Genomic DNA, 1001 nt, shown 5'->3' with positions numbered 1-1001 from the left:
TGCCGCAGGACCGCGTCGTGGTCTCGGACGGCGGGCACTTCATCGGGTGGGCCAACATGTACTGGCCGGTCGCCTCCCCCGACCGCATGATGATGGTCGGCACCGCGTTCCAGTCGATCGGCCAGGGCTGGGCGTCGGTGGCGGGCGCTGCGCTGGCGAAGCCGTCGTCGACGGTCGTGCTCACGACGGGCGACGGCGGCGGGCTCATGGCCCTCGCCGACCTCGAGACCGCCGTGCGGGTCGCCGGCGGCCGCGGCATCGCCGTGGTGTGGAACGACGCCGCCTACGGCGCCGAGGTCAACCTGTACGGACTCAAGGGCCTCGCGAAGGAGCCCATGCTGATCCCGGAGGTCGATTTCGCCGCGCTCGCGTCGGGCGTCGGCGCCGAGGGAGTCGTCGTCCGCAGCCTCGAGGATCTCGACCGCGTGAGTTCGTGGAAGGCCGAGCCCGAGGCATCCCGCCGCTTCCTGGTGCTCGACTGCCGCATCTCGGGCACGGTCGTCGCGCCGTACCAGCACGAGATCATCCGCGTGAACTCCTGACGCAGGGGGCGCTCCTGCTCGCCGCGTGAAAGCGGCGGGCTGGCTCGACGTTTCCGTCCCGGCTCGGTGCCTCGAAGCTCGATGCGTCCCGCCGCTTTCGCAGCGCGCCGCCGGACCGGCCGAACGGGTCGAGCGTCTCAGCGACCCTCGAACCGCGGCTTGCGCTTCTGCTGAAAGGCGGCGAACCCCTCGCGGTAGTCGGCGGTCGCGCGCAGCGCCTCCTGCCCGCGGGACTCTTCGGCGACGGCATCCCACAGCCGCTCGTCACGCAGGCGCGCGATGAGCCGCTTCGACGCGACGAACGCCGCGGTGGGGCCGGATGCCGCGACCGCCGCACGCTCGCGCGTGCGAGCCAGCACCTCGTCGGCCGGCACGGCACGACTGAACAGGCCCGCCGCGACGGCCGCGGTGCCCGTCAGCAGCTCTCCGGTGTAGATCAGGTCGAGCGCCCGGTGCGCC

Annotated in this window: 2 protein-coding genes; one reads left to right on the top strand and one right to left on the bottom strand. The window is 72.9% G+C overall.

The genetic code is table 11. The features are described from left to right. On the top strand, nucleotides 1-542 hold a 542-nt coding region (locus EIO58_RS18535; RefSeq protein WP_240659025.1), incomplete at its 5' end, for a thiamine pyrophosphate-dependent enzyme. Between the two features lie 137 nt (nucleotides 543-679). On the opposite strand, the gene EIO58_RS18530 is transcribed toward EIO58_RS18535, so the two are convergent. Beyond that, a partial coding sequence (locus EIO58_RS18530; protein ID WP_240659023.1) for an enoyl-CoA hydratase/isomerase family protein occupies nucleotides 680-1001 on the bottom strand: 322 nt, incomplete at its 5' end.

It is taken from the genome of Microbacterium sp. CPCC 204701 (assembly GCF_004010105.1).
Lineage (GTDB): Bacteria > Actinomycetota > Actinomycetes > Actinomycetales > Microbacteriaceae > Microbacterium.
Note: the sequence above shows the minus strand (reverse complement) of the source record. Positions and strands in the feature narration are given on the sequence as shown.